This window comes from Rickettsia tamurae, from assembly GCF_000751075.1.
GTDB lineage: Bacteria > Pseudomonadota > Alphaproteobacteria > Rickettsiales > Rickettsiaceae > Rickettsia > Rickettsia tamurae.
Map to the genome: position 1 here is coordinate 116,041 of NZ_CCMG01000008.1, position 21,930 is coordinate 137,970.

Sequence of the window (21,930 nt, forward strand, 5' to 3'; positions counted from 1 at the left end):
TTGCATGGCGTTTTGTTAATTTAATAATCTTTAACCTCAACAAACATGTCTAAATATCTATTATACAGTTATTGAAACCTTTTTTATTGCATCTTTTACTGAAAGATACGAATTTTTGTGACCGGGTATACTACCCTGAATCATAATAAGCTTACGCTCTTTATCAACGGCAAATATTTTCAAATTTTGAATAGTAACTTGGTTACATCCCATATGACCGGCCATTTTTTTGCCTTTGAAAACCTTTCCTGGATCTTGTCTTTGTCCTGTAGAACCGTGCGAACGATGGGATATAGAAACACCGTGAGAAGCTTCAAGACCTCTAAAATTATGTCTTTTCATACTACCGGCAAACCCTTTACCTATAGTAGTTGCCGTTATATCCACAAATTGTCCTGCCGTAAAATGATCTACTTCTAGACTTGCTGCTATATCAATAAAATTCTCTTCAGAAATTCTAAATTCTTTTAATTTAGTTTTAGGAGATATTTTAGCATTAGCAAAAACTTGTTTCATAGGTTTGGTTACTCTAGATATTTTTTTATCTTTTACACCTATAACCAAAGCATTATATCCATGTTTTTCTAGAGTTTTATGCCCTACTACTTGACAATCATCAACTTTTACTAATGTTAAAGAAATTCTTTCTCCTTTATCATTAAAAACACTAGTCATCCCAATTTTTTGAGCAATTATACCGGTTCTCATTTATTCCCCACTCTCTAATTCAATTACTACATCGACACCTGCTGCTAAATCAACTTTACTTAAAGCATCAACAACCGCCGGATTCGGATCATCTATAACTAATAATCTTTTATGCTTTCTAATTTCAAATTGCTCTCTTGACTTCTTATGTACATGAGGAGACCTATTTACGGTAAATCTTTCAATTTTTCTAGGTAAAGGAATAGGACCATTAATGTTAGCAAATGTTCTTTTAACAGCACTAACTATCTCTTTTGTAGCTTGATCAAGACTACGATGATCAAATGATTTTAAACGAATTTTGATTTTATTTTTCATTCAGTAAACCTAATATTTAAACAGCAAGATGTTTTTAGACATATTCCCAAACTTCACTTTTAGAGGTAATTTGTACGTCGAGCCGGTATTCGAATCCTCACGTACTTTTATGTACACTGCGATTCTGCGTTCCGTGTCTTCTTCAAATTCCTCTCTATAAGCCGGTTCAGAAAGATGTCTATTACATCTTAAAATATAAATACCTATTATTAAAAAATAATAGGTATCTATAAAATTAATTATTTATTTTAGTTACTACGCCGGCCCCCACTGTTCTACCACCTTCACGTATAGAGAATTTTAACCCTTCCTGCATAGCAATCGGTTTAATTAATTCCACTGTAAAAGTAGCATTATCTCCAGGCATAACCATCTGCTTACCAGCAGGCAATTTTATTGTACCAGTAACGTCTGTTGTTCTAAAATAGAACTGCGGACGATAGTCATTAGTAAATGGGGTATGACGCCCACCTTCTTCTTTACTAAGCACATACACTTCAGCTTCAAACTTATCATGCGGTTTTATGCTACCAGGTTTTGCGAGAACTTGTCCTCTTTCAACTTCTTCTCTTTTTGTACCGCGTAGTAATATACCGACATTATCTCCGGCTTGTCCTTCATCAAGTAATTTTCTGAACATTTCTACACCGGTACAGGTAGTTTTGTGCGTATCTTTTAGACCGACTATTTCAATTTCCTCACCTACCTTAATTATTCCTGACTCTACTCTACCGGTTACAACAGTACCTCTTCCTGAAATAGAGAACACATCTTCTATCGGCATTAAGAAAGGTTTATCCGTAGCTCTTACAGGCTGCGGTATATAGCTATCTACTGCATCCATTAACTCATTAATAGCTTTTTCACCTTCAGGCTTTCCTTCTAAAGCTTGAAGTGCAGAACCTTTAATAATAGGTATTTCATCACCTAGGAAACCATATTTTGATAATAATTCCCTTACTTCCATCTCTACTAGTTCTAATAGATCAGGATCATCCACCATATCTACTTTATTTAAGAATACTACCATAGCAGGTACACCTACCTGTTTTGCTAGTAATATATGCTCTCTAGTTTGCGGCATAGGACCATCAGCAGCAGAAACTACTAATATTGCACCGTCCATCTGAGCGGCACCGGTTATCATGTTCTTTACATAGTCAGCGTGTCCCGGACAATCTACGTGTGCATAGTGTCTATTTTTAGTCTCATATTCTACGTGTGCAGTAGAAATAGTTATACCTCTTTCTTTTTCTTCAGGAGCAGCATCAATTTGATCATACGCTGTAGCTTTTGCTCCACCTGTCTTAGCAAGTACTATAGTTATTGCTGCCGTTAAGGAAGTTTTACCGTGATCTACGTGACCGATCGTACCTATATTAACGTGCGGTTTAGTTCGTTCAAATTTTGCTTTTGCCATATTATTACTCTCTACAATTTTTTAGGTTTAATACAAGTTAATTTTTTATAAGTGCATTTTTTTGCTAAATTTATTTGTTACCACTATCTCTGGAGCGGGTGATGGGAATCGAACCCACACAGCCAGCTTGGAAGGCTGGAACTCTACCATTGAGCTACACCCGCATTGTGGCACTGTTAATAAAATAATTTCAAAGCTATTTTGTTAACAATGCTATATCAATTTTATTCAGACTTATAAATATACACAATTATGTTTTATTTTTAAATAAAATTAAACATATATACATGAAATCTTTTAAAATAAAATGATATGCTTCCCTGAACCATTTAAGTGGTGGAGGGAGAAGGATTTGAACCTTCGAACGCTTACGCGGGCAGATTTACAGTCTGCTGCCATTGACCACTCGGCCACCCCTCCTAAAGAACTTTACTGTATTAAATAGACTAATTCACTGTAAAATACAATATATAATTAGTATTAGGACTTAATAAAACTTCCTGCCGAACCATCAAATAAACAAATAGCAGCTTGCACATTTATTTAGTTGTAACTTTCTATAATAAATAGTAATTTCTGTCAAGAACAAATTACTGACGGTTTTCAATAAGATGCAAAATAAAAAACTTGATTCTAAAAATTGTTATTATATGTATGGGAAACATCCTGTATTTTCTGCTCTAAATAATCCAAAACGTCAAATTGAAAATATTTTATGCACTAGAGAAATTTTTGATACAAACAAAAAATCAATAGGTACTAGATCTTATGAAATTGTTAATAACGATATTTTATCTAAATTACTGGAAAACCAAACACATCAAGGAATAGCTGCAAAAGTTAGACCAATTTTTTCTTACAATCTAGAGGACATAGATATAAAAAACCCAAAATGTAAAATTGCGATTCTTGATCAAATAACAGATACACAAAATATTGGAGCAATTATTCGTAGTGCCGCTGCTTTTGATATAAATGCTATAATATTACCTCAAGATAATTCTCCGAATGAAAGCGGCGGCATTGCTAAAGCGGCTTGCGGTACTTTAGAATTAATACCTATAATTAAAGTTACTAACTTACGCTCATGTATGAATTATCTTAAAAAACACGGCTTTTGGATTATAGGCCTAACAGGTTCTGCAAATGACTACTTTACCGATAAATTAATTTCCGACAAAATAGCATTAGTATTTGGCTCAGAAGATAAAGGCATGCGAAGATTAGTTGAAGAAACATGTGATTATTTAGCCAAAATCCCTATTTCTAAGAGAGTAGAAAGTCTTAATGTATCAAATGCCGCTTCTATAATTTTTCATTCATTACATAAATAATATTTTTAATAAATCAAATATTGTTTTTTATTTACTTCGATATAAATATTTAGTCTACTAAAATTAAAGTCATAAACTTTTATTATATAAATTAATTTGAGAGAAAAGTCATGAAAAGGGGACCAAATGAACAAATTATCGAGAGTTTTGAAAAGCAATTAGACATATTTATAAATGAACTTACAGAAGAAGAGATAACAACGGCTATATTAAACAATTTTTTTGATAAAGTGATAAATAACCTCAAGAATGAAAGATTAATTAATAATACTATATTTGATATATATAAAGCAGTAATTACTAAACCTATATATTCCGATTATATAGAATCTTCCGAACCTAAATATAATGAACATTGGCAAAAATTTTATAGTTTTAATCGTAATCTTATGATAGAAAGCACATTAGTATTTATTGCTAAGAATCTAAAAAAAGCTTCTTTAACAGACAAATTATATTACAACTTTGCTAAATTAGCCGAGCAATTAGACTTGAATGCAGTAAGTGATCATTTTATGAAAAAAATAGATAATTATATAACATTTAACAATTTATGAAAAATTACAGAACCGAAAGCGATTCTTTTGGAGAAATTCAAATAGAAGAAAAATTTTATTGGGGGGCTCAAACTCAAAGATCTTTAGAAAATTTTAAAATAGGCAAGCAAAAAATGCCTGAAATTTTAATTCGTGCTCTTGCTATTTTAAAAAAATGTACAGCACAGGTTAATTATGAGCTTGGTGATTTAGAAGCTAAAATAGCTACAAGTATCGATAAAGCCACGGATAGAATCTTAGAAGGCGAATTTGAGGATAATTTTCCTTTAGTAGTTTGGCAAACAGGTTCAGGTACACAAACAAACATGAATATGAACGAGGTTATTGCCTCTATTGCTAATGAAGAATTAACAAGCAAGAAAGGCGGCAAATCTCCAGTACATCCTAACGATCACGTTAATAAAGGACAATCATCCAACGACTCTTTTCCAACCGCTATGCATATAGCAACCGTACTTGCAACTAAACAGCAACTTATACCGGCTTTGAATAATTTATTTACCTCTTTGCAAGACAAGTCAAAAGATTGGGATAAAATCATAAAAATAGGACGTACCCACTTGCAGGATGCAACTCCTTTAACTCTTAAACAGGAATTCTCCGGATATATTGCACAAATAGAGTATGCTTTAGAACGCATAGAAGATGCACTAAAAAAAGTTTATCTACTTGCTCAAGGTGGAACAGCAGTCGGCACAGGTATTAACTCAAAAATAGGCTTTGATATAAAATTTGCTGAGAAAGTGGCAGAGTTTACTAAACAACCCTTTAAGACGGCTCCTAATAAATTTGAAAGTCTAGCTGCCCACGACGCACTAGTAGAATTTTCAGGAACTCTTAATACTATAGCAGTTAGCTTAATGAAAATAGCAAATGATATAAGACTGCTCGGCTCCGGTCCAAGGTGCGGTCTTGGTGAGCTGCATTTACCTGAGAATGAACCTGGTTCTTCGATTATGCCCGGTAAAGTAAACCCTACACAAGTCGAAGCTTTAACAATGGTGTGCAGTCAGGTGATGGGAAATCATGTTACGGTTACTATTGCCGGCTCAAACGGACATCTTGAACTTAACGTATTTAAACCCGTAATAATATACAATATCCTACAATCTATAGAGCTGTTATCCGATAGCGTAAATAGCTTTGTTACTCACTGTGTTAAAGGATTAGAACCCAATATAACACGCATTAATGATTTACGTGATAAATCGCTAATGCTTGTTACAGCTCTTAATCCGCATATCGGCTATGATAATGCCGCAAAAATTGCTAAAGAAGCACATAAGCACAGGATCACTTTAAAAGAAGCAGCTAAAAAACTCAATCTTTTATCCGAAGAAGAGTTTGATAAAATAGTAGTACCTGAAAAAATGGTTGGTCAATCCTAGATTTTAGATAAAGATATTAGTTTAAACTATTAATATTACTGCACAAAATCTTATAAATAGGATAATATTAAATTAATCTATTTATTATATTATCTATTTAATATTATCCTAATGTGAAACAAAATTTATCTAATCAAATTAACCTACTCGAAGCAAAAACTCATTTCTTAAACCTCATACAACGTGTGCAAGACGGAGAGCAAATTACCATTTGTAAGCATAATACGCCGGTTGCAAAAATTATACCTATAACTCAAAAGCCTAAAATGGATAATATAGTAGAAAAATTCGCTGAATTTAGTAAGGGTAAAACATTAGCTCCTTATACTATTAAAGAGCTTAGAGATGAAGGTAGAAGATGAATAACCGCTCTTTTATATTAGACTGCTAATTATTGTATGAAGCATGGAGCTACAGTACCATATCTTTGGAAACTTGAAATAACTAATACACTATTAGTATCAGAAAAACGTAATAGATTACATATAGCAGATACAGTTAAATTTATAGATTTATATAATTCTATCCCCCTTAATATATCAAATTTTAATTTTTCCATACATGAAATTATACAAACCGCAAGAGCCAACAATCTTACTGCATATGATACAACTTATTTATTAACTGCCATGCATTAAGGACTTCCTATGGCCACTAACGATAAAGCATCCCTAATTCAAGTTAATTCACTATAAAAGAAAATAATCCACATTTTTCATAAAAAGTTTATGGAAATTTCTAAATCTTTTATTATACTTAAACATTAATTATATAAAATAAAAGATTATCATGGTTTTAAATATAAAAGCTCCTGAAAATATAGTATTAAAGCCGACCATTACGGTTTTCGGCGTTGGGGGTGCAGGTAGTAATGCAGTAAATAATATGATTAGTGCTAATCTGCAAGGTGCTAATTTTGTAGTAGCTAATACTGATGCACAATCGCTTGAACATTCTTTATGCACCAACAAAATACAACTCGGTGTTTCTACGACTAGAGGTCTTGGGGCAGGAGCTTCTCCTGAGGTTGGAGCACTTGCTGCTCAAGAATCAGAAAGCGAAATTCGTAGTTACCTAGAAAATAGCAATATGGTATTTATTACGGCAGGTATGGGCGGTGGTACAGGTACCGGTTCTGCACCGGTTATTGCACGCATTGCTAAAGAACTAGGCATCCTTACGGTTGGGGTAGTAACTAAACCTTTCCATTTTGAAGGCGGTCATCGTATGAAAACTGCCGATAAAGGACTTATTGAATTACAGCAATTCGTTGATACTTTAATTGTAATACCGAACCAAAATCTATTCCGTATTGCTAATGAACAAACGACGTTTGCCGATGCTTTCAAAATGGCAGATGACGTATTGCATGCCGGCGTTAGAGGAGTAACGGATTTAATGATTATGCCGGGACTTATTAATCTTGATTTTGCTGATATTAAAGCAGTAATGAGCGAAATGGGTAAAGCAATGATGGGCACGGGTGAAGCTAGTGGCGAAGATAGAGCTATTAAAGCGGCAGAATCTGCAATTTCAAATCCGCTGCTAGATCATAGCTCAATGTGCGGTGCAAGAGGTGTATTAATCAATATTACCGGTGGTTCCGACATGACCTTATTTGAAGTTGACAACGCTGCTAATAGAATTAGAGAAGAAGTAGATAACCTTGATGCTAATATTATTTTCGGTTCAACATTTAATCCGGAACTAAAAGGAATTATCAGAGTATCGGTTGTTGCTACCGGTATTGATGCCGATAAAGTACCGACATATAAACCCGCAATAGCTGAAACTACCAATACAGTTCCTGAAGAAACTTATTCAGGAATTTCTTCTAATGAAGCTATAGCACAACCTACACAAATAGAAGAAATTCCTGATTTTAACAGCTACAGTACCGAAAATATTGAAATTACCGACTCTCCAATGAATCAAAATTTTATCGGAAATGAAAAAGAGCTAGGGTTACATGCAAATACTTTCAACAAATCTGAAGATGACTCACCAAAACCATCATTTTTAGGAAAAATATGGGGTTCTCTGCGTGCTTCAAATAATCAAACTTTAGAACGCAAAAACGTTGTTGTTAGTACTCTAGATCAAGATAATAAAGAATCTGATATTTATGAAATACCGGCTTTTTTAAGAAAGAAACGGGATTAGAATATGAATATAATTTCAGAACAGAATAAAAAAGAATTATTAGAAATAACTGAAAATTTTCCTGCAGATATTGCATCACTAATAAATTATATAAATAAAACATTTAAATGTCACATTCATGATTTATCTTTATCGGATCAAAAAGATTTAAAGTTTTTTATAGCAAAAAGCTTTGCAAATCAAATTGATGTTTGTAAAACTAAAGAACATGCTCAAAATTTTTTACAAGAGATATTGGAAGATAAGCCTGTATATAGTTTAGACATTGACGGAGCAACATACTATGCCGAATTAGATTTTACCGAATTAAAAAATAATATGCTGAATACAAGATTTAGCGGGACCTCTCTTGATTTTAATTTAATAGAAACACTACCTAACTTTTCTAGTGATAAACAAAAATATAAGGCTGAACTAGTTTTTACAGAATTAAAACAAAATAATTTTGCAAATATAAAATATATATTTGGAAAAACAGCAATATAACTCTCAAAGTATTCTTATTTCAAATATACAAAATAATCACAATAATTACATATTATTTCCTAAAATTATAAACCTTGAAGAACAAGTTACCATAGATGTATTAAATAATTTATTATTATTAGGTGCTTATAATAAATGTAATTTTTTTGAATCCAATAACGGATCAGAAATATATTTTAGATTACCTAATAATGAAAGGTTGAAAGTAGAATTACAAGCTACAAAAGATGCAATGAAAGATTGTAATCGTGTTTGGTTTGGCGGTAAGCTGGAAACAAAAACTTTAGAAGGTTGGGGATATAATTATTATGTAATCGATCAAGTTAGCGATCACCCTGCTAGTACAATGATGGTATGCCCAAACGTAAAAGCAACCATACAACCGGTTAGTGTATTTTTAGGCGATGAAACATTTTTAAGATATAATAGCAAACTACCTATCGTAGTATCTGCTCCAAAAGATGTTGAACTACATTACGTTATTTGGGCATCAAAATGATATAATCAATTCTGCAAAGGAAGAATAGCTTCTTTAACGTGAGCGTTCACGGGTTTTTCACTGTCACCCTGTGGCTTGACCACGGGGTCTAGAAAAAATAACTTCAACATTGTTATCTACACTACATGTTTAACAAAATAAACATATAAAAATAAATTTTTCTATGTTTTACTGGATCCCATGAATAAATCACGGGATGACAGAGAGGAATAATAAGCCACTCAACACCCGTGAACGGTCACTCTTTAACACCAATATAAACATTGCCCCGTTAAATCCAAAAAATCTTTTTGAACATCGAAGTAGTTCTCTTTTAAACTTGTATAGTAAAAGGATTTACATTGGCCATTGCTTAGAAAAAGTTATTTTATATTCGATGTCATTCCCGCTTTTGCGGGAATGACATCGAAACTTTAGATTAACTCTTTTTAGTCAATGCCTAAATTACTCAAAATCTTCCTCTACAGCTTCAACCTCTTGCACTTCCGGTACAAAATGTTTAAGCATGGACTCAATACCGTTTTTTAAGGTAATAGTGGAACTAGGACATCCAAGGCATGCACCACGAAGTGCTAATTTAACTATACCGTTTTCAAAGCCTTTATATATTATATCACCGCCGTCTTGTGCAACAGATGGACGCACCCTAGTTTCAATAATCTCTACGATTTGCTTCTCTATTTCTGAAAGCCCATCAAGGCTATGATTTACATTATCTGCTTTGGTGCTTTCTTCAAATACCGGAAATCCTGCAACAAAATGATCCATAATAACCATTAAAATTTCAGGCTTTATAACTTGCCAATTACCTTCAGCTTGTTTAGTTACTGTTATAAAATCACTACCAAAAAATACTGATTTTACATTATTAATATGAAATAGCGATTCTGCAAGTTTGCTTCTTCCTTTTACTTCAGCAAGCTCACTAAAAAATACCGGCTGATCACTACTTATTTCCTGCCCCGGGAAAAATTTTATTGCATCAGGGTTGGGAGTATCCTCAGTTTGAATAAACATAATTAAAGCACACTAATAAATTTGTTGATTATTATAAATTGATAGTACTACTTTTACAATATATTTGTATTTATCTTGGGCATTGTTGCATGGCTCTCAAAAGCCGTATATGTCATTCCTGCGGAAGCAGGAATCCAGTACTGCCTATCCCCATTATTGCGAGAAAGCATTTATACCGACGAAGCAATCTCATGAAATTTAAGAGAGATTGCCACGTCGCTACGTTCCTCGCAATGACAAGTATAAATATTTTTTTAGATTCCCGCTTTTAGCTAGGAATAACATAAGGCGGTAAATATCTAATTAATATATAAGCAGGTATAAAACAAAATCCTGCTACAATAAAGAAATAAGTCCAACCTAAATAAGTAGCTGCATAACCTGAAATACTACCAAACAATATGGTACTAATATGAGCAATAGAAGTAATTAAAGCAATTTGGGTTATACAATATTTAGAACTACAGCATCTTAATTGGTAAGAAAAAAACAGCGACATAGTTAAGCCATTGGTAAATTCTTGAAAAAAGACCGCTATATACAGACTTGTAATATCTCGATTATAAAAATAGAGAAATAAAAAAGATAGGCTAGATAAAGCATGATATATTAATGCTCTTTTAAGCAAATAAGAATATTCATATTTTCGGCACAAAAACCCGCCTATAAAACCTCCAAGGATTGCAGCACACATACCGAAAGCTTTATAGCCAAGCGCTAAGTCCTTTTTCGTATAACCGATATCGAGATAAAACATATTCGGCATAATTGAAAGAAAATTATCTTGAAGACGATATAGAAGCATAAAACTAACAATTATTAGCCATTTAGGTTTCTTGATAAAGTCATAAAAAGCATGCCAAAATCTATCAAAATCATTAATAATTATCTTATCTTTAAATTTAAGCGGATAGAATATAATTAATAGTAATGACGGTATACATAAAATTGCCATAACACGATAAACATCTTGCCAAGATATGATAGTAGATAAATATAACGCTCCTAAACCTGCTATAAGTATACCTATTCTAAAGCCTGTAGTACAGGCTGCTTCACTTATGCCCCAATTTTTATTTGTAATCAGTAACATCTGTGATGATTGAAGTAACATATCATAAATGGAAGAAAAAAATGCCACAGCTACTAAGCATAAAACAAATGGTATAAAATGAGTGTTAGGGTTAAAACTTGTCAGAACATATATACAAAAAATACAACTAACCAAAGCAATAATTAAACAATATTTATATCCTCGCTTACTTAAAGGAGCAAAACTTACTTTGTCAAGTAAAGGACCCCATAAAAATTTAAATATATGAATAAAATTAACTAAACTAAAAAGCCCGATAGTGATTTTATCAAAACCGGATTCTCGAAGCCAAAAAGAAAGAGTTGAACTGGTAAGTAAATAAATTAAACCTCCGGGAAAAGAAATTATTAATATAAAGAAAATATTAGATATATATTGAAATCGTGAAAAATTTAAACTTATGAACTTATCCTCCTTTTTTATATTTGTCATCCCACGACTTGACCGGCGTTGCTGCATAGATCAATTCCACTTCTGTCATCCCGCGACTTGATCGCGGGATCCAGTTTAAAATACTAATAATATTAGTATTTTAAGTTGTTTTTTGGACCCCGTGGTCAAGCCCACGGGGGGTGACAATGTAATAACCACCCACGCGATCAAAGATCACTCACAATGACGTAAATCTAAACTACGATACTTTCTTTCTTTTATTACCGTAGCTGTTACCGTCAAAGGTTCTTTTACGGCTACTATCAAAAGAATTAAACTTTTTACCGTCACCGCCGGCTCTTTTACCGAATGATCTTTTACGATTATTTTTATCACTTCTAAACTCACTACGTGGCGTAGATTCTCCTTTATTTACTAGACGATCGATTGCACGCCATCTAATAACATCACCAGGAGAAATAAAAGACAACGCATGTCCGGTAGCCCCTGCTCTACCCGTTCTACCTATTCTATGTAAATAATCTTCAGGACACATAGGTAAATCATAATTAATAACATGCTGTGTATGAGGAATATCAAGCCCACGAGCCGCTACATCAGTTGCTACCATTATTCTATGGTTTGACTTACGAAATGATAAAATTACTCTTTCACGTTGATGCTGACTTAAATCACCGTGTATAGATTCTGCTTTATGATTTTCATATTTCAACATTTTAGCTAGTTGATCGGCAGAGCGTTTAGTTTTCACAAAAATAATTACCGATCCTTCCCTATTACCAAGTTGTTTAGTTAATTCACTAAATTTTTCTTTATCAGAAATATGTAATGATTCCTGTTTTATTTCTGCAGCTGCTTTATTAGTAGCACCTACCGTAATACGTACCGGATTGTTTAGATATTTTTGAGAAAGAGCAATAATATGTTTTGGCATAGTAGCGGAAAACATTAAAACTTGTCTTTTTTCCGGTAAAAATTTATTGATTTCTTCTAACTGTTCTTTCATCCCCATATCAAGCATTCTATCCATTTCGTCAAGTACAGTTATACCTATGCGATCAATTTTTAGACTTCCCCTATTTAAGTGATCGATAATACGCCCCGGCGTACCGATAATCACTTTCGGATTCTTTTTTAATTGCATAAATTGTTTAGGCATCGGTTCACCGCCTATCAAAACTGCACTATTAATTTTATAGGATGTAGTTACTTTATTTAAAGTACTGTGTATTTGTGTTGCTAGTTCTCTAGTCGGAACAAGAATTAAAGCAGTAGTTTTATTTTTAATAAATGAATCAATTAACGGCAATAAATAAGCGAGAGTTTTTCCTGAACCTGTTTGGCTAGAGGCGAGTATGTCCGACCCCGCTATTGCAACCGGAATCGATTGCTTTTGTATTTCAGTCGGCTCAGTGATATTCATTGTCTCAAGAGCAATAATTAATTCTTCAGATAAATTAAAATTTTTCATTATATAATCCAATATAGTTTTAAATCAAAATATGCACATTATTGATTAGACCTCTTACATAGCCCATTTCTAAAGATAATTAAGACATCGACTCTATCCTCTCATCCTCACGCACTTAACTATAGTACGCTTGCGTAAAGTAGAAATCTCTTAATTCCTTTTATAAGACAAATTATGCAAAAGGTCTATTGTATAATTTATTATACTTAAATTATATAGGTTATTATAAGACAAAAACAAAATATTTACTATTTTGATAAAAACGACTAGGCTACCCTAAATTATAAACAATTTTGGATAGCTTCTTTTGGTATTATAAAATTTATTTAATTCTGAGGTTAACAGCATAGGCTTTTCCTTGCTTTTCTTCAAGATCAAAAATTACATCTTGTCCTTCTTCAAGGCTATGTAAACCTGCTGCGTCTACGGCTGATTTGTGTACAAACACATCTTTGCCGCCATTTTCCTGTTCAATAAATCCAAAATTCTTCGTAGAATTATACCACTTAACTTTACCTACTATATTTGTAGCCATAAAAACCTTTATTAGATAGAAATTACTTATTTGAACTTAACACACGCTTATAATAACTAAAACTTAAATTTTACTTTAAGCCTTACTTAAATATAAGAGCCGATAAAATTCATTATGCAAAACTACCTTACCTTGCGGCATTTGTCAATAAACATGTCAATAACATGCAAAAGAAAGTATTACTTTCTGAAACTAATCTATCATATTATTACTATTTTGTCACTATTTAAGTTAATTATCTAATAAATTAATGAGTAAACTAACTATTTTAAAGGTGTTTAATAACTTTTTCATATCAGACTAATATATTAACGATAAAAGTACTTGCTTTTTTGTATTTTTTTTATTAACCTATCACCGTGAATTAAATAGTATACAATATACTATACACTGATCTTGCCCGCGTGATGGAATGGTAGACATAACAGACTTAAAATCTGTGGAGCGTAAGCTCTTGCCGGTTCAAGTCCGGCCGCGGGTACCATTAAAATTAAAACGTACAAGGCTCAACTTTCAGCTATAATCCTAAAGGATTTAATAAAGACCCAATATTATCAAAACTTGGGTTACCTTTGCTAGATAACACTTTTTAATAATTAGTTTATAGAGTATAATTAACATTTTAATAAGTTGTAAATGTTAATATGTATTATAAATGATAATATCGTTAATCAATATAACCCAAAACTTACTGTATAGTATAAAAATAAGATTAAATCCTAATGACCCTAAAGTTTATTATGATAAAGGTAGAACATTAGAAAAGTTAGGAAAGTATAAGGCAGCTCTTAAATGGTTTAATAAGGCTCTTGAATTAGATCCTAGCAACACTGAAGCATACATGGAACATGGCGCGAGGCTGATGTTCTTTAATTTAAATTCAGCACTTCCTAACAAGAATGAACTAGCACTTGAAGCATTTGAGAAAACAATAGAATTAAATCCAAAACATTTTCATGCATATCTTAATAAAGGTATGGTATTAGTTAAGCTAAAAAAATATGACTTGGCTTTAGATGCTTACTCAAAAGCAATAGAGTTAAACCCTACTCATCCTTATGCTTATCATAATAAAGCACAAATTTTAAGGCAACTAAAACAATATGATTTAGCATTAGAGTTTTTTGATAAAGCAATAGAATTAGCCTCTAATAATCCTACACCTCATATTGATAAAGGTGTTACACTATTTAATTGGAAAAAATATAACTTAGCCCTCAAATCATTTAATAAAGCGTTAGAATTGGACCCTGATAATCCAGATGCAAGTACTAGAAAACAATTACTATTAGATATGCAGAAATAATTTATATACTAAAAAGATCCTTAACGTAAATCATGAGTATTACCAATAGTTACAAACTATCCGACATAGCTAAAACATTAGGATTAACTACTCATAGGATTCAGCAATTAGTAAAAAACGATATATTACCAAAGCCCATTAATAGCAATTATGATTTAGCGGTATATATTAGAACTTATGAGAAGTATTTACAATAGTAGAATCTAGGCAAAAACAATTCCGGTAGGAATGGTAAGTACTAGATTAACAAACAAAAAGGATATTTTACAACAACAATCCTTAAAAATACGCAGCTTAAAAAATTAGGACAAGGCAGAGTTTAAGGTTCTCTGTATTATATTCCATGCTATTCAAAACAATTAGCTAATTCTGATAAATTTTGTTGCATAATAAAAGTATAGTTTATTTGTGTTCTAAAGTTTGTTGTAGTTACTAAACAGTCCTACTTACGGGTGCAGAACTTGAGCGTGACGCATCAAGTGAAGTAGTAAAAAGAATCAGCTATAATGCTGTGTTGCGTGGTCACTTAAAACAAACAGAAAAACCGAACATTTCTATCAAACACCCTGAATCTTTTGCCGTTGCTAGGAAATAATCAACTAGCTTTTCTTGCTACTTCCATAGTACGAATACGATGTTTAATATGAGACCACTCGTTACGTTCTGCAACCTCTAAATCATAATGCGATTGTAGGTTAATCCACATTTGAGCCGAGGTTTGAAAATACTTACCGAGTCGCAATGCCATATCAGCAGTAATTGATTTTCTACCGTGTACTATTGCATGGATACGGCTAGGCGGTACATCAATATCACGAGCTAACCTGTTTTGACTTATATTTAAAGGCTTCATGAATTCTTCTTCTAATACCTCACCAGGCGTTACAAGATCTAGTAATTGGTGCATATAACCTCCTTAATGGTAATCAACAATTTCAACATTATGGGCGTTTCCGTCATGCCAAGTAAAACATATACACCATTGATCGTTAATACGAATACTATGCTGATCTACTCTATCACCTTTTAATGATTTAAGATTATTACCAGGAGGAGAACATAAATTATTAATAGCCGAATTTAATAACTTAAGCTTTCTTTGAGCTTGACGAGAGACTGCACTAAAACATTTTGTAAATTTATTATAAAATAACTTTTCAGTATCAGAACAAGCAAAAGATACAATTATGTTTTAGTATTATTTTAATAGTATTAACAAAAATATAATGCTTCAAATTTTATGTCTTTTTCAAGAAGATTTATACGAGTTTTTAGATATAGAAGAATTACCGGTATTGTTATTTAGCCATAGCTATAATCCTGAGGTATTAGTAAGAATTAGCACGAGTATTATGAGCGAACCCGATGGATGAGTTAATGCTATTTAATTAATCTCTACTAGACGAGCATTTACATAAAACTGTAGGATCAAGTTCAATTGCTTTATTATAAGACTCAAGAACTAAATTGTATTTACCTAAATAGTATAAAGCAATACCTTTATTGTTATATGCTTTAGAATAACCAGGATTTAACTTAATGGCTTCATTGCAAGCCTCAAGAGCTAATGCATATTTACCTAGTAAATAGAAAAAACCGTATTTTTGAGTAAGATAGATTTATTAAATATATAATTATTACAATTAACAATTATATTTATTGACTTCTTTTAATTCCCCCTATAAATTACTTCTCTCAAATGATAATTAAACTCTATCATTAATATATAAGCTAATTTTAAAGAGTTAAAATATGAAAAATAAAGAAGAAGGAATTTTAACCTCTGAGTCTTATATTGATGAAGAGGAAGAAAAGAAATTAAAAGCTCAAAATGCAAGGAAAGAGCTTAAGTTAATACTAATAACTCTTGGAATAGTTTTGACTAGTTTTTTAACTTTCTGTTATTTCTTTTTTAATTATGCAGAAGAAGAAGCAGAGTATAAATTACAGCAAGAACAAGAAGCCAAAGCAACTAATAAAACAGAATGATAGTAGCTAAAATACCAAAAGTTAAAATTATTAATACTTCTTTAGGATTTAAAAATTATTTATTATTGCAACTTTTTAATTTTTACTTTAATTGTAATCAACTATTATTAACAAAAATAAGAAATAACTTTTATGGAAGATTTAAGCTCTTGGAAGGAAAAGTTTGAAGTTTGCGTTTACACTAAAAAGCTGATTGATAAACTCGAATATTTAAACACTAAAGTAAAAAATCCTGTTGATATAGAGGAAGTCAAAAAAGGTATCTACTACGCTCATAAATATCATGGTTCGCAAATGCGTCAATCAGGCGATCCTTACTATTCTCATCCGATTGAGGTGGCGATTATGGTAGCAGAATTTGTAGCAAATGAAGCTAGTAAACTTTTTACCCATGTTATAATGCAAGCGGCATTGTTACACGATACAATTGAGGATACAGAACTTACTAAAGAAATAATTACCGAAACTTTTGGGATAGAAGTAGCAAAACACGTAGAAGGGTTAACTAGGGTTAAGCCTTATGGAAAAATTAGTGCAGCAGAAAGCTTAGACTTATTAATAAAGGATATTAATGAAAGTGCATTAATAATTAAATTCTTTGATCGCATGCATAATATGCAAACTATAAGTGCTAAATCACCTGAGAAAATAAAAAAAATTGTTGAAGAAACGTTACAATCTTTTTTATCACTTGCAGTGTCTTTTGATGTGTGTGAATTAGAACAAGAATTTATAAAATTATGTTTTAAAAGCTATGCAATTGAAAGACCTATTTTTTGATTAAAATCAATTTCTGTTTTATCGAGTTTTTCAAAGTGATTTAATCCAAACATAAACCCTATGCTTATAGGTATCATAATTACTAACATTCTCCAATGTCCGAAAAATTCTGTTAAATAAATAAACCCAAAAGAAGTAAGAACATACATCATAGCACGGGATAGAGCATATATAAAACTGGTATAAGTAAAGCGTTTAAATACTGGGAAATGTCTATAAAATATAGGCATTGCTGGTGTATCACCAAATCTGAATAAAACTATAAATGATTGAATTAATAATATATCAAAACCGCTTGTACTATTAAGTTTAATAAATATGGAAATAACAGTATAAAAATTCCAAATATAATTGCTTTTACTCTTAGTATAATTAAAGGATAAATGTAATAGCTTAAATATGTTATTATTATGTAGCTAGCAACATGTACTATAGAAACTAAAAAGTTTTGATGGATTATTTGTGCAGGAGTATAGTTAAAAGAATTTTTTAAAATATTTCCACAATGTACGTATATAAAATAAAAACATACAGGACCTGCACACTGAATACAAAATAAAGCTAAGGAAGTTTTTATACTCACTTTCTGGTTCCATAAAGGATTTTCTTCTAATTTGCTTATATCTAAATTAGCTTTTTCAAGTATATTTTTTACTCTTCTTTTTGCATCAGCAAATTCAGGCGTCTCTCTGAGGCGTGTTCTAGCTAATCCTCCAATCATTGCAATACCTATACCTATCCAAAAAGCATATCGCCAATTTGCTCCTATCGTAGTTGTTAAATATGCTACAAACAATGCTCCCATCCCTCCTAACGAAGTAAAAACAGAAGTTAAAGCTACTGCCGGATATTGAGCCAGTGGTTTTATAAGCTCTGTTAGATAAAGTTCTGCTCCTACAGTTTCACCCATTGACGAAAAACCTTGAGCAATTCTATACATTGTAACAATCCAAGCTGCTTTTACCCCTATTTCAGCGTATGTAGGTAAAATTGCCACTATAAAGCAAGATAAAGCCATAATTATAAGTTGTTATAACTACAGTAGATTTACGTCCTAAGTGATCAATATAACCTATAATTATTGCCCCTACAGGTCTACAAAATATATGTAGAACAAAAGGCAAAAGCAAAAAGTAAGAAAACAACTTGAGGATCTGAAGTTGGAAAAAATATATCGTTGAGTAATACTGCCATATGAACATATAATAGAAGATCAAAATACTCTAAAAAAGTACCAATAGACAATAATCCTACCGCTTCTCGCTGTTCTCTATTTAACCTTACTTGCTTTTTTATAGGTCAGCATAATTTCTTTACAAAAAATTAAATTGTAAAGAAATCTATACTGTTTTATATAAAAGTCAATAGGATTTTTCGCCTTATACGATAAATAGAGAAATGAAGTGCAACTTAACGCACTTCACATGTAGTGGAATGTAAGAAGTTAAGATATTTCGCAACTTTCTTTAGATATTTGCCCTATATGTTCTACTTCATACTTTTTTTCTTGAGGTACTAGACCATGATGAACAAAATATCTTTTTATAAACAGCAAATTCTTAATAATAACTGCGATAGATATTCTGCCCTTGAAATGATTAAATCATATTTTAAGTTGAAAACCGCAAGATCGTTATCATATGAAGAACTTGAAATGATGAGCAATTAAGCGAATTATTTAGAGATTCTTTAAACTATTTTATTAATGATTTTATATCAAAATCCGATAAATCAGTTGCAGCAAATAAAGCGTTTAGTATACAAGATGAACATAACAATACTCACAAATTATATGCGTTTTTAGAGAAAAATAAAATATCGGACAAAACACATCAAATGCTTATATATGTCAAAGTACCTTATATAATGACCAAAGACGACGAAGAAAGCTTAAACACTTTCATACACTTGGCTAAGATAATGTAGATTTCCCAAAAACAAAATCAGAAACTCAAGAAAGAAGAATAACTAATTTCAAAACTGTCTAGTCTATTAGAAAATTATTTTAAAAAGCACCAGTCATATTAAATCACAACTAATAATTAAAAATTGTTGACTTATTTTAAGTATCTTTATACCATAACTTACTTAAATGATATTTAAACTCTATCATTAATTTTTAATAAACTTAAGATATGGTAACACATGGAAAATAAAGAAGAATCAAATATATTACCTGAGTTTATAATTGATGAAGAAGAGGAAAAACGATTAAAAGCTGAAAACTCTAAAAAAGAACTTAAGTTAATATTAATAACGTTTGCAATCATTTTAACTAGCTTTTTAACATTTTGTTATTTCTTTTTTAACTATATAGAAGAAAAAGCAGCAGAATATAAACTACAGCAAGAAGCAGAAGCAAAAAAGTTAGATAAAGCTGAATGATGCAAGCTTATAATATTTCAGCAATTTTCAAATAATCTTGAGGGGTAAGGTTTTCAGCACGATAATTATCATTGATTTTCAACTGAGTTAATACTTCATGTATATTAGGTACAAGATTTTTCAGTGATGACTTGATCATTTTCCGTCGTCCTGCAAAAGCAAATTTTGTTATTTGCTCAACTTTATTTATCAGAGCAATAGACGGCGGATTTTCTAAAGGTATTAGTTTGACTATCGCAGAATATACTTTAGGAGGTGGATAGAAAGCAGTCGGTGCTACGTCAAAGCATTTTTCCACTTTAGCAATTAACTGACATATTACCGATAACCTGCCATATGCTTTAGTTGATGGCATAGCACAAATACGTTCTACTACTTCCTTTTGTAACATTAGCGTCATATTAGTAATTAGTCGTGCTTCTTTCAGCCATCTAATCACTAACTCAGTACCTATATGATACGGTAAATTAGAAATTATAGTTACTTTATAGTCAATTGATTTGGACTCGCCTACATCGTTACTCGTCACTCTCCTATTAGTTATAGGCTTCGCTTCTCGCTCCTTGTATGCAAATCCAACTGAATTGACTATATCATAGCTTAAATCGGTTAAATTTATTTTAAGCGCATCTTGTTTAATAATATTTAGATTAGGATAATATTCTTTAATCTCATTAAGGAGCGGGATGCATCTCTCATCTGTTTCTATAACAGTTAAGGATTCAGGTTTTTTTTGCAATATTGACCTAGTTAACCCTCCGGTGCCTGGTCCTATTTCTAATACTCGGCTATTTTCTGCAAGGTTACTCGCACGTACAATTTTATCACATAGGCTACTGTCAAAAATAAAATTTTGTCCGTGCTTTTTAAGAGGATTAATTTGATGAGATGCTGCATGTTTTGCAATTGAAGGAAGCATGGAGTAATGCTGTTCTAGCTAAAAAAGTTGCATGAATCGATTTTCATCGTCACTGCGAGCGACTGAAAGGAGCGTGACAATCTCATGAAATAGTATAAAATCCTGAGATTGCCGCGTCGAGGCTTTGCCTCTCCTCGCAATGACGAAAAACAGGTACCTCAAGATGGCAACATTATTTTTATAGCTGCCTTTTTACGCATATTTTCAAACATTTTTTGTGCTTTTTGCGAAATCTTTTTATTGGTTAGGAAGTTTACTACATAATTATTTTCATCTTCATTAACATTTAAGATTTTTTTGCTGCACACTAATATTATTTCAAATTTGTTATTTACTTCAAAAACATTGCTTGCTTTATCAGGAGTTAAGTCCTTTACAATAGTTTGTTTTACGCCTTCTATCTTGCTAAGCTTATCGGTAATAATTTGCATAGTAGCAAAATTATCATAAAACGATTTTTTAACATCCGCACATTTTTTTAGTCGATTTTTCAAATTATTCATCTGCGTAAACGCTTTATTACCACCATCTTTAGATATAAATACTTGCATTGAAACTTCTACGTCTTTTTGATCGCTAGATAAAATTGCGACATCTATTTCTTTATTACTTACTTGTACCGATCTTGATAGACTTGATAAAATATTCATTTTAATCAACTCGGATTTAATTTGGGAAATAAAACTATCAGGATTAACCGATCTGCTTTTTAGATACTGAAGAAGAGAACCGTGAGGCATTTTATTACGATCTTCAATAGATTTAATAGCGTTATCTATCTCTTCTTGCGGAATTTCTCTATCTCCGGCATATTGAAAAAGCAAAGATTCGTCAATTAAGCTCTTGATTGCTAAGTCACTTAGCTGCTTATCTTGAGCAGGCGTTAGACTTTCAACATTATTTAGTGCCATAATCATTTTTTTTCTAGCACGGAACTCATTAAGAGTAATAGGTTCATCATTTACGGATGCTACTATATTCGGTAATGATGCTTGTGCTACATTAAAAGTAAAAAAAACGGTAATGATTAATAATAATTTTCTCATGTGATACTCTGAATAAGTGACCAGTAAGTAGACGAAGTTTTATTTGGAAAAGAGCAAGGAGTCTATAAGTCAAGGAGCGGAGCGTACATTTAGTACGTGAGCACCGCAAAACTTATAAGACGA

28 protein-coding genes, 3 tRNA genes and 1 pseudogene are annotated in these 21,930 nt (G+C 31.8%); 16 read left to right on the forward strand and 16 right to left on the reverse strand.

Annotated features, from left to right (window positions below):
- Positions 1-60 precede the first annotated feature (60 nt).
- The 5 genes from rplC to MB29_RS02475 form a co-directional block, all read right to left on the reverse strand.
- Positions 61-708 (reverse strand): 50S ribosomal protein L3, encoded by a 648-nt coding sequence (rplC, locus tag MB29_RS02455; protein ID WP_032138906.1) that lies wholly within the window; start codon positions 706-708, stop codon positions 61-63.
- On the reverse strand, positions 709-1,026 hold the full coding sequence (gene rpsJ / locus MB29_RS02460; protein ID WP_011270629.1) for a 30S ribosomal protein S10: 318 nt from the start codon (positions 1,024-1,026) through the stop codon (positions 709-711).
- A 235-nt stretch (positions 1,027-1,261) separates the two neighbouring features.
- Complete coding sequence (gene tuf, locus MB29_RS02465) at positions 1,262-2,446, reverse strand: elongation factor Tu (RefSeq protein ID WP_032138907.1); 1,185 nt, start codon at positions 2,444-2,446, stop codon at positions 1,262-1,264.
- Positions 2,447-2,536: 90 nt separating this feature from the next.
- A tRNA-Gly gene (locus MB29_RS02470) sits at positions 2,537-2,610 on the reverse strand.
- 170 nt (positions 2,611-2,780) lie between these two features.
- Positions 2,781-2,866, reverse strand: a tRNA-Tyr gene (locus MB29_RS02475).
- A gap of 191 nt (positions 2,867-3,057) precedes the next feature.
- Here MB29_RS02475 and rlmB point away from each other — a divergent pair.
- The 8 genes from rlmB (at position 3,058) to MB29_RS12490 (ending at position 8,873) form a co-directional block, all read left to right on the forward strand.
- Positions 3,058-3,780 carry a 23S rRNA (guanosine(2251)-2'-O)-methyltransferase RlmB gene (rlmB, locus tag MB29_RS02480; RefSeq protein ID WP_032138908.1) on the forward strand — a complete coding sequence of 241 codons (723 nt, stop codon included), beginning with the start codon at positions 3,058-3,060 and terminating at the stop codon, positions 3,778-3,780.
- Between the two features lie 110 nt (positions 3,781-3,890).
- Entirely contained in the window at positions 3,891-4,337 is a 447-nt protein-coding gene (locus MB29_RS02485; protein WP_032138909.1) for a hypothetical protein, read from the forward strand.
- Positions 4,334-5,725 carry a class II fumarate hydratase gene (fumC, locus tag MB29_RS02490; protein WP_032138910.1) on the forward strand — a complete coding sequence of 464 codons (1,392 nt, stop codon included), beginning with the start codon at positions 4,334-4,336 and terminating at the stop codon, positions 5,723-5,725. The genes MB29_RS02485 and fumC overlap by 4 nt, the downstream gene beginning before the upstream one ends.
- 113 nt (positions 5,726-5,838) lie before the next feature.
- On the forward strand, positions 5,839-6,087 hold the full coding sequence (locus tag MB29_RS02495) for a type II toxin-antitoxin system Phd/YefM family antitoxin (RefSeq protein WP_032138911.1): 249 nt from the start codon (positions 5,839-5,841) through the stop codon (positions 6,085-6,087).
- 36 nt (positions 6,088-6,123) lie between these two features.
- Positions 6,124-6,363, forward strand: a complete 240-nt coding sequence (locus MB29_RS02500) for a type II toxin-antitoxin system VapC family toxin (RefSeq protein ID WP_084686756.1) — start codon at positions 6,124-6,126, stop codon at positions 6,361-6,363.
- 151 nt (positions 6,364-6,514) lie between these two features.
- The gene (gene ftsZ, locus MB29_RS02505) at positions 6,515-7,888 is read left to right on the forward strand and encodes a cell division protein FtsZ (RefSeq protein ID WP_032138912.1); all 1,374 of its coding nucleotides are present in this window, start codon (positions 6,515-6,517) and stop codon (positions 7,886-7,888) included.
- A 3-nt stretch (positions 7,889-7,891) separates the two neighbouring features.
- Complete coding sequence (locus MB29_RS12485) at positions 7,892-8,374, forward strand: hypothetical protein (RefSeq protein WP_233418874.1); 483 nt, start codon at positions 7,892-7,894, stop codon at positions 8,372-8,374.
- Entirely contained in the window at positions 8,355-8,873 is a 519-nt protein-coding gene (locus MB29_RS12490) for an ecotin family protein (RefSeq protein ID WP_233418875.1), read from the forward strand. Before MB29_RS12485 ends, MB29_RS12490 begins: the two co-directional genes overlap by 20 nt.
- A gap of 444 nt (positions 8,874-9,317) precedes the next feature.
- On the opposite strand, the gene MB29_RS02530 is transcribed toward MB29_RS12490, so the two are convergent.
- The 4 genes from MB29_RS02530 to MB29_RS02545 form a co-directional block, all read right to left on the reverse strand.
- The gene (locus MB29_RS02530) at positions 9,318-9,890 is read right to left on the reverse strand and encodes a NifU family protein (RefSeq protein WP_032138913.1); all 573 of its coding nucleotides are present in this window, start codon (positions 9,888-9,890) and stop codon (positions 9,318-9,320) included.
- Positions 9,891-10,158: 268 nt separating this feature from the next.
- Entirely contained in the window at positions 10,159-11,415 is a 1,257-nt protein-coding gene (locus tag MB29_RS02535) for an MFS transporter (RefSeq protein WP_032138914.1), read from the reverse strand.
- 199 nt (positions 11,416-11,614) lie between these two features.
- A complete protein-coding gene (locus MB29_RS02540; RefSeq protein ID WP_032138915.1) occupies positions 11,615-12,847 on the reverse strand; it encodes a DEAD/DEAH box helicase in 1,233 nt (410 codons plus the stop codon).
- Positions 12,848-13,169: 322 nt separating this feature from the next.
- Positions 13,170-13,382, reverse strand: a complete 213-nt coding sequence (locus MB29_RS02545) for a cold-shock protein (RefSeq protein WP_008579233.1) — start codon at positions 13,380-13,382, stop codon at positions 13,170-13,172.
- A gap of 398 nt (positions 13,383-13,780) precedes the next feature.
- Between MB29_RS02545 and MB29_RS02550 the strand changes: the two genes are divergently transcribed.
- The 3 genes from MB29_RS02550 (at position 13,781) to MB29_RS11350 (ending at position 14,885) form a co-directional block, all read left to right on the forward strand.
- Positions 13,781-13,866 (forward strand) — tRNA-Leu (locus MB29_RS02550).
- Positions 13,867-14,037: 171 nt separating this feature from the next.
- Positions 14,038-14,688: a tetratricopeptide repeat protein gene (locus MB29_RS09860; protein ID WP_084686758.1), complete on the forward strand. Its 651-nt coding sequence runs from the start codon at positions 14,038-14,040 to the stop codon at positions 14,686-14,688.
- A 32-nt stretch (positions 14,689-14,720) separates the two neighbouring features.
- Positions 14,721-14,885 carry a hypothetical protein gene (locus MB29_RS11350; protein ID WP_215426183.1) on the forward strand — a complete coding sequence of 55 codons (165 nt, stop codon included), beginning with the start codon at positions 14,721-14,723 and terminating at the stop codon, positions 14,883-14,885.
- Positions 14,886-15,283: 398 nt separating this feature from the next.
- On the opposite strand, the gene MB29_RS02560 is transcribed toward MB29_RS11350, so the two are convergent.
- Both MB29_RS02560 and MB29_RS14070 read right to left on the reverse strand, forming a co-directional pair.
- Positions 15,284-15,595, reverse strand: coding sequence for a HigA family addiction module antitoxin (locus MB29_RS02560; RefSeq protein WP_032138916.1), 312 nt, complete (start codon positions 15,593-15,595; stop codon positions 15,284-15,286).
- Between the two features lie 9 nt (positions 15,596-15,604).
- Complete coding sequence (locus MB29_RS14070) at positions 15,605-15,877, reverse strand: type II toxin-antitoxin system RelE/ParE family toxin (protein WP_084686821.1); 273 nt, start codon at positions 15,875-15,877, stop codon at positions 15,605-15,607.
- A 37-nt stretch (positions 15,878-15,914) separates the two neighbouring features.
- Between MB29_RS14070 and MB29_RS11355 the strand changes: the two genes are divergently transcribed.
- A complete protein-coding gene (locus tag MB29_RS11355; RefSeq protein WP_215426184.1) occupies positions 15,915-16,061 on the forward strand; it encodes a hypothetical protein in 147 nt (48 codons plus the stop codon).
- A 15-nt stretch (positions 16,062-16,076) separates the two neighbouring features.
- Here MB29_RS11355 and MB29_RS09870 read toward each other — a convergent pair whose 3' ends face one another.
- Complete coding sequence (locus tag MB29_RS09870; protein WP_084686823.1) at positions 16,077-16,307, reverse strand: tetratricopeptide repeat protein; 231 nt, start codon at positions 16,305-16,307, stop codon at positions 16,077-16,079.
- A 133-nt stretch (positions 16,308-16,440) separates the two neighbouring features.
- On the opposite strand from MB29_RS09870, the gene MB29_RS02565 reads away from it, so the two are divergent.
- A complete protein-coding gene (locus MB29_RS02565) occupies positions 16,441-16,677 on the forward strand; it encodes an RC1041 family protein (protein ID WP_032138917.1) in 237 nt (78 codons plus the stop codon).
- A 132-nt stretch (positions 16,678-16,809) separates the two neighbouring features.
- On the forward strand, positions 16,810-17,457 hold the full coding sequence (locus MB29_RS02570) for an HD domain-containing protein (protein ID WP_032138918.1): 648 nt from the start codon (positions 16,810-16,812) through the stop codon (positions 17,455-17,457).
- Here the strand turns inward: MB29_RS02570 and MB29_RS13670 are convergent.
- Positions 17,430-17,687 carry a hypothetical protein gene (locus MB29_RS13670; RefSeq protein WP_324607270.1) on the reverse strand — a complete coding sequence of 86 codons (258 nt, stop codon included), beginning with the start codon at positions 17,685-17,687 and terminating at the stop codon, positions 17,430-17,432. The two genes, MB29_RS02570 and MB29_RS13670, sit on opposite strands and share 28 nt — an antisense overlap.
- A gap of 44 nt (positions 17,688-17,731) precedes the next feature.
- Positions 17,732-18,475 (reverse strand): MFS transporter, encoded by a 744-nt coding sequence (locus MB29_RS13675; protein WP_324607271.1) that lies wholly within the window; start codon positions 18,473-18,475, stop codon positions 17,732-17,734.
- 507 nt (positions 18,476-18,982) lie between these two features.
- On the opposite strand from MB29_RS13675, the pseudogene MB29_RS13680 reads away from it, so the two are divergent.
- Positions 18,983-19,383: pseudogene (locus MB29_RS13680) on the forward strand (hypothetical protein); the annotation flags it as partial.
- A gap of 219 nt (positions 19,384-19,602) precedes the next feature.
- A complete protein-coding gene (locus MB29_RS02580; RefSeq protein WP_032138919.1) occupies positions 19,603-19,842 on the forward strand; it encodes an RP671a family tick cell line-upregulated protein in 240 nt (79 codons plus the stop codon).
- A 7-nt stretch (positions 19,843-19,849) separates the two neighbouring features.
- On the opposite strand, the gene rsmA is transcribed toward MB29_RS02580, so the two are convergent.
- Entirely contained in the window at positions 19,850-20,761 is a 912-nt protein-coding gene (rsmA, locus tag MB29_RS02585; protein ID WP_032138920.1) for a 16S rRNA (adenine(1518)-N(6)/adenine(1519)-N(6))-dimethyltransferase RsmA, read from the reverse strand.
- A gap of 158 nt (positions 20,762-20,919) precedes the next feature.
- On the reverse strand, positions 20,920-21,807 hold the full coding sequence (locus MB29_RS02590) for a SurA N-terminal domain-containing protein (RefSeq protein ID WP_032138921.1): 888 nt from the start codon (positions 21,805-21,807) through the stop codon (positions 20,920-20,922).
- Positions 21,808-21,930: the final 123 nt, after the last annotated feature.

Excerpts from the sequence above, each read along its gene's own strand:
- rplC (WP_032138906.1), bottom strand. The coding sequence starts at position 708 with ATGAGAACCGGTATAATTGCTCAAAAAATTGGGATGACTAGTGTTTTT.
- rpsJ (WP_011270629.1), bottom strand. The coding sequence starts at position 1,026 with ATGAAAAATAAAATCAAAATTCGTTTAAAATCATTTGATCATCGTAGT.
- tuf (WP_032138907.1), bottom strand. The coding sequence starts at position 2,446 with ATGGCAAAAGCAAAATTTGAACGAACTAAACCGCACGTTAATATAGGT.
- rlmB (WP_032138908.1), top strand. The coding sequence starts at position 3,058 with ATGCAAAATAAAAAACTTGATTCTAAAAATTGTTATTATATGTATGGG.
- MB29_RS02485 (WP_032138909.1), top strand. The coding sequence starts at position 3,891 with ATGAAAAGGGGACCAAATGAACAAATTATCGAGAGTTTTGAAAAGCAA.
- fumC (WP_032138910.1), top strand. The coding sequence starts at position 4,334 with ATGAAAAATTACAGAACCGAAAGCGATTCTTTTGGAGAAATTCAAATA.
- MB29_RS02500 (WP_084686756.1), top strand. The coding sequence starts at position 6,124 with ATGAAGCATGGAGCTACAGTACCATATCTTTGGAAACTTGAAATAACT.
- ftsZ (WP_032138912.1), top strand. The coding sequence starts at position 6,515 with ATGGTTTTAAATATAAAAGCTCCTGAAAATATAGTATTAAAGCCGACC.
- MB29_RS12485 (WP_233418874.1), top strand. The coding sequence starts at position 7,892 with ATGAATATAATTTCAGAACAGAATAAAAAAGAATTATTAGAAATAACT.
- MB29_RS02530 (WP_032138913.1), bottom strand. The coding sequence starts at position 9,890 with ATGTTTATTCAAACTGAGGATACTCCCAACCCTGATGCAATAAAATTT.
- MB29_RS02535 (WP_032138914.1), bottom strand. The coding sequence starts at position 11,415 with ATGACAAATATAAAAAAGGAGGATAAGTTCATAAGTTTAAATTTTTCA.
- MB29_RS02540 (WP_032138915.1), bottom strand. The coding sequence starts at position 12,847 with ATGAAAAATTTTAATTTATCTGAAGAATTAATTATTGCTCTTGAGACA.
- MB29_RS02545 (WP_008579233.1), bottom strand. The coding sequence starts at position 13,382 with ATGGCTACAAATATAGTAGGTAAAGTTAAGTGGTATAATTCTACGAAG.
- MB29_RS09860 (WP_084686758.1), top strand. The coding sequence starts at position 14,038 with ATGATAATATCGTTAATCAATATAACCCAAAACTTACTGTATAGTATA.
- MB29_RS11350 (WP_215426183.1), top strand. The coding sequence starts at position 14,721 with ATGAGTATTACCAATAGTTACAAACTATCCGACATAGCTAAAACATTA.
- MB29_RS02560 (WP_032138916.1), bottom strand. The coding sequence starts at position 15,595 with ATGCACCAATTACTAGATCTTGTAACGCCTGGTGAGGTATTAGAAGAA.
- MB29_RS11355 (WP_215426184.1), top strand. The coding sequence starts at position 15,915 with ATGCTTCAAATTTTATGTCTTTTTCAAGAAGATTTATACGAGTTTTTA.
- MB29_RS02565 (WP_032138917.1), top strand. The coding sequence starts at position 16,441 with ATGAAAAATAAAGAAGAAGGAATTTTAACCTCTGAGTCTTATATTGAT.
- MB29_RS02570 (WP_032138918.1), top strand. The coding sequence starts at position 16,810 with ATGGAAGATTTAAGCTCTTGGAAGGAAAAGTTTGAAGTTTGCGTTTAC.
- MB29_RS13670 (WP_324607270.1), bottom strand. The coding sequence starts at position 17,687 with ATGCCTATATTTTATAGACATTTCCCAGTATTTAAACGCTTTACTTAT.
- MB29_RS13675 (WP_324607271.1), bottom strand. The coding sequence starts at position 18,475 with ATGGCTTTATCTTGCTTTATAGTGGCAATTTTACCTACATACGCTGAA.
- MB29_RS02580 (WP_032138919.1), top strand. The coding sequence starts at position 19,603 with ATGGAAAATAAAGAAGAATCAAATATATTACCTGAGTTTATAATTGAT.
- rsmA (WP_032138920.1), bottom strand. The coding sequence starts at position 20,761 with ATGCTTCCTTCAATTGCAAAACATGCAGCATCTCATCAAATTAATCCT.
- MB29_RS02590 (WP_032138921.1), bottom strand. The coding sequence starts at position 21,807 with ATGAGAAAATTATTATTAATCATTACCGTTTTTTTTACTTTTAATGTA.